Origin of the sequence: Dietzia sp. SYD-A1 (assembly GCF_015356725.1) — a bacterium.
Lineage (GTDB): Bacteria > Actinomycetota > Actinomycetes > Mycobacteriales > Mycobacteriaceae > Dietzia.
On the sequence record NZ_JADDKI010000349.1, the window covers coordinates 1 to 4084 of the forward strand.

Below are 4084 nucleotides of genomic sequence, written 5' to 3' on the forward strand. Positions count from 1 at the left end.
TACTCGGGCGGGGTGGGGGTGGTCACCTCCACCCAGGGCCCGGGCGCCGCACACCTGATCAACGGCCTGTACGACGCCAAGCTCGACAGCGTCCCGGTGGTGGCGTTGGTGGCGCAACAGCACACGAGCGCGCTCGGCTCGGACTACCAGCAGGAGATCGACCTGAGCAGTGTGTTCGCCGACGTGGCCGGCCCCTTCATGCAGACCGTCGTGTCGGCCGAGCAACTGCCCATGGTGATCGACCGCGCCTTCCGGTCCGCTCTGACGCACCGGACCCCGGTCGTCGTCGTCATCCCCCACGACGTGCAGACCGCGCCGGCGCCGCAGCTGGCCGGCGAGCAGGGCCAGGAGGAGGGGGTCCAAGAACACGGCGTGGTGGTGACCGCGCCCGAGTGGACGCACGGGGTGGTCAGCCCGCGTGAGGACGACGTCGCGCGGGCGGTCGAGGTGCTGGACGCGGGGGAGCGCGTGGCGATCCTGGCCGGGCGCGGCATGGCGGGGGCGCAGCAGGAGCTGATGGCCCTGGCCGAACGCCTGGACGCCGGCGTGACGATGAGCCTGCTGGGCAAGCCGTACGTCGACGAGTCACACCCACTGGTGGGCGGGACGATGGGCCACCTGGGGACCACGGCGAGCGCCCGCATCCTGCAGAACTGCGACACCCTCCTGATAGTCGGATCGAACGACCCCTGGACCGAGTTCTACCCGCGGCCCGGGCAGGCGCGGGCCGTGCAGATCGACCTCGACCCCGCGCACCTGGCCAACCGCTACCCGGTCGAGGTGGGGATGGTCGGGGACTCGGCGGCGGCGTTGCGTGCCCTGACCGAGCGCGTGGGCGAGCGCGATCGGTCGACGTGGCGCAAAGAGGTGGAGACGTGGGTCGGGCAGTGGCGGGAGATCTCCCGCGAGCGCGCCGAGGTCCCGGCCCGTGGCCTCAACCCGGAGCTGGTGGCCCGTCGGCTGTGCCGTCACATGCCGCACGATTCCCGGCTCGCCGTGGACGTGGGCAGTTCGGTGTACCACTACGTCCGGCAGATGGACCTGCCCACGTCGGTACCGGCCCACCTGTCGTCCACGCTGGCGTCGATGGGGTGCGGCATCCCGTATGCGATCGCCGCCAAGGCCACGGCCCCGGCCCGGCCGGTCGTGGTGCTGGCGGGTGACGGGGCCGTGCAGATGCTGGGGATCAACGAGTTGATCACCGTCTCCGAGGCGTGGCCCGGATGGGCCGACCCCACGATGGTCGTGGTGGTGCTGTGCAACGGCGACCTGGCCGAGGTGAGCTGGGAGCAGCGGGAGACCGAGTCGGCCCCGCGGTTCGCGCCGTCGCAGGACGTCCCGGCGTTCGACATGGCCGGCTACGCCAGGCTCCTGGGTCTGCGGGGCGTCCGCGTCGAGGACGGCCGGCAACTCGACGCGGCGCTCGAGGAGGCCTTCACCGCGGACCGGCCCACGGTGATCGAGGCGGTCACCGATCCGGATGTGCCGCTGCTGCCCCCCTTCCCCCACGGCCGGGAGATGCTGGGTTCGATGCGCGAGGGACTCCGGGCAGAGGGGGACGACGGACACCACGGGTTGGTACTGCTGGAGGAGTACGCCCGAATCGAAGAGGAGAGGTTCACATGACCGGGATCAACGAGCCCGACCCCCAGTCCGTCACCCGTCAGGGCGAGGAGGAGGTCCGCACCCCCCGCAACCGCCGTCAGCCCCTGCTCGCCGTCCTGGCGATCGCGGCGATCCTGGTGCTCGTCCTGGCGCTCGTCATGTCCGGTGGAGGCTAGGCCGGTGCGGGCGACGGGGTGCGGTCGTGACGGCGCGCCTCGACACGGCGCTTGACGTCCTCGATCGCGCGCACGCGTCGCCGATGGCCGCGCCGAGCGGCTCGCACGGGTCCACCGGGCAGGGCCACCTGTGCCCGATCGGCGACAAGGTTGCGGGCGGCGATGAGCGGCAGGAGAGCGACCGCCGGGCTCAGGCGGGGGATGCCGACGGCGTCCGCGTACTCCGATCCCAGTGACAGGCGCGCCAGGTCGGAGTGGACCCGGGAGAGCAGTCCGTCCAGGCCGGGAATGCGTGAGTCCCGGACCCGGCGACCGTAGAGCAGGGGAGCGGCCGCGAGGGTCGACTCGGTGAGCGACGTGGACGACTCGTCCGGATCGACCTCCGCCCAGGCCGCCAGCCACGTCAGGCGCAGGAGATCGTCGATGGACGTCACCTGCAGTTCGGGAACCACGCCCATCGAGTGCGAGATGTAGCGGTACAGATGGATGATCGCGTCACGTTCGCGTCGGGAGTACCAGTGCCCGGCGGCCATCGCCCCCAGCGCCACACCGATGATCGGAACCATCGTCACGCAGTAGTGCAGTTGGTTGACCGGCTTACCGTGGGTGTCGGGGTTCCAGTCCCCGCCGTGCTCGATACCGGCGCGGATGTAGGCATGGACCAGGCGGACCCGGGCGGTGTTCTTGGTCCCCTCGCCGAACCGCTCCATCCCTCCCGGCGCGGCGCAGTCGATCGACCACGAGACGGTTTCGGTGATCCGTGCCGCGGTCCGGTCGGCCAGTTCCCCTCCGCGCAGCAGCACGTCGTTCACGCGGGGTGAGACGTAGCTGGCGGGGAACGCGATCCCGGCGGTGAGCGCGGTCAGCGTGTGCGTCGGCGTGCGCGCGATCGCCTGTGCCGCCAGGTCCAGCTTGTCGTAGTCCACCCAGTAGGGCACGTCGTCGATGCTCGCGATGAACGCCGCGACCGCCGGGTGCGGATCCGTCACTGTCTCGATGCCCTCCTCGAGGGCCTGTTCGACCTGGCCTCGCAGTGTCGCGCCGCCCCCGCCGTGGATGGCGGCAACCACCTCGTCGGCCACGGGGTCGCAGGTGTGCATGAGCTTGGTGAACGCCTGCACCTGGGCCTCGGTCGGCCGGACCGAGTCCCCGGCCATCAACGACATGATCCCGCGGAGGACACCCCGCTGGAGGATCGAGGGTGTCTCGACCCGAGCGTCCCTGTCGTGGAGACGAGGCGTCGGAATCGTTCGTGGTGTCGACGGGGCGTGCGTCATCGATCTCCTCCTGGGTGTGGTCGGACCACCATGGCACGAACACACCCAATTAGTAAACACCTGATTCCGGAATTGGGCGATTCCCCGGCCCTGTGCCATCCTTGACCCGTGTCACCACGTGAGGGCCCGCGCACGTACGCGGGTATGGAACCCGAGGAGCGCCGGGTGCAGCGGCGCCGGCGGTTCGAGGAGGCGATCATCGATGTGATCGCCACCGAGGGGCCCTCTGCCGCGACGGTCCGCCGAATCTCGGCGACGGCCGGAGTGGGACCTCGCTTCTTCTACGACCACTTCCGCGACACCGACGACCTGATCATCTCCGTCTACGACACCATCGCGGCCGACCTCGTGACGCGGGCGACGGTGGCGCTCGTGTCAGCCCCGCACGACGTCTACGCTCGCGCGCATGCCGCCGTGGGGGCCATCGTCGAGTCGATCGCGAACGACGTCCGTCGGGGACGGTTTCTCCTGTCCGACACGCCTGCTGTGGTCGAGTCCCGTCGGCGATTCGTCCATCGGGCGGCGGACGCGCTGGTCGAGCAGTCCACCGAGCTCGGCGAGCCGCTCGACAAGGCGTCGGCTGACGTCATCGCCGTCGTGGTGATGGCGGGGGCGTCCGAGCTGGTCCGTGGATGGCTCGACGGCGTGCTGGAGGTGGGCCCGCAGGAGATCACCGGTCTCCTGGCCACGACGCTGACGAGCCTGGTCGATCAGAGGACGTCGAACAGCTGGCCGAGAACTTCGGCCGGGTAGGACTCCGCGCCCGGGACTCCACGCTGCCTCGTGGCCCGGGCCGGGCCGCTGACTCGGCTCCCCCGCCAGGACTCGAACCTGGAATGTCTGAACCAAAATCAGAAGTGTTGCCGATTACACCACGGGGGAACGACCCTGACCGGGTCGGTAACAGTCTGGCACACCTCACGCGGCCCGCTGCCGCAGACCTGGTCGCACCGGTGCGTTCCGGTCCGGTCCCGCCGGGGCGGGGGCGGCCGCCGGGGAGGGCCCGCTCGGCCGACTAGGCTTGGG

At 70.7% G+C, this 4084-nt stretch carries 4 protein-coding genes and 1 tRNA gene; 3 read left to right on the forward strand and 2 right to left on the reverse strand.

The window, feature by feature from the left end:
- Both IY392_RS13435 and IY392_RS13440 read left to right on the forward strand, forming a co-directional pair.
- Nucleotides 1–1626 (forward strand): thiamine pyrophosphate-dependent enzyme (locus IY392_RS13435; protein WP_194861482.1); only part of this gene is annotated, 1626 nt, incomplete at its 5' end.
- On the forward strand, nt 1623–1781 hold the full coding sequence (locus IY392_RS13440) for a hypothetical protein (protein WP_156607217.1): 159 nt from the start codon (nt 1623–1625) through the stop codon (nt 1779–1781). The genes IY392_RS13435 and IY392_RS13440, both read left to right, overlap by 4 nt.
- On the opposite strand, the gene IY392_RS13445 is transcribed toward IY392_RS13440, so the two are convergent.
- Nucleotides 1778–3058: an oxygenase MpaB family protein gene (locus tag IY392_RS13445; protein ID WP_194861483.1), complete on the reverse strand. Its 1281-nt coding sequence runs from the start codon at nt 3056–3058 to the stop codon at nt 1778–1780. The genes IY392_RS13440 and IY392_RS13445 overlap by 4 nt on opposite strands.
- Before the next feature lie 108 nt (nt 3059–3166).
- Between IY392_RS13445 and IY392_RS13450 the strand changes: the two genes are divergently transcribed.
- Complete coding sequence (locus IY392_RS13450; RefSeq protein WP_309234185.1) at nt 3167–3811, forward strand: TetR/AcrR family transcriptional regulator; 645 nt, start codon at nt 3167–3169, stop codon at nt 3809–3811.
- A 57-nt stretch (nt 3812–3868) separates the two neighbouring features.
- On the opposite strand, the gene IY392_RS13455 is transcribed toward IY392_RS13450, so the two are convergent.
- Nucleotides 3869–3940, reverse strand: a tRNA-Gln gene (locus tag IY392_RS13455).
- Between the last annotated feature and the right edge of the window lie 144 nt (nt 3941–4084).

What these genes read in the sequence shown, in the direction of transcription:
- IY392_RS13445 (WP_194861483.1), bottom strand. Translation starts at nt 3,058, where the DNA reads ATGACGCACGCCCCGTCGACACCACGAACGATTCCGACGCCTCGTCTC.
- IY392_RS13440 (WP_156607217.1), top strand. Translation starts at nt 1,623, where the DNA reads ATGACCGGGATCAACGAGCCCGACCCCCAGTCCGTCACCCGTCAGGGC.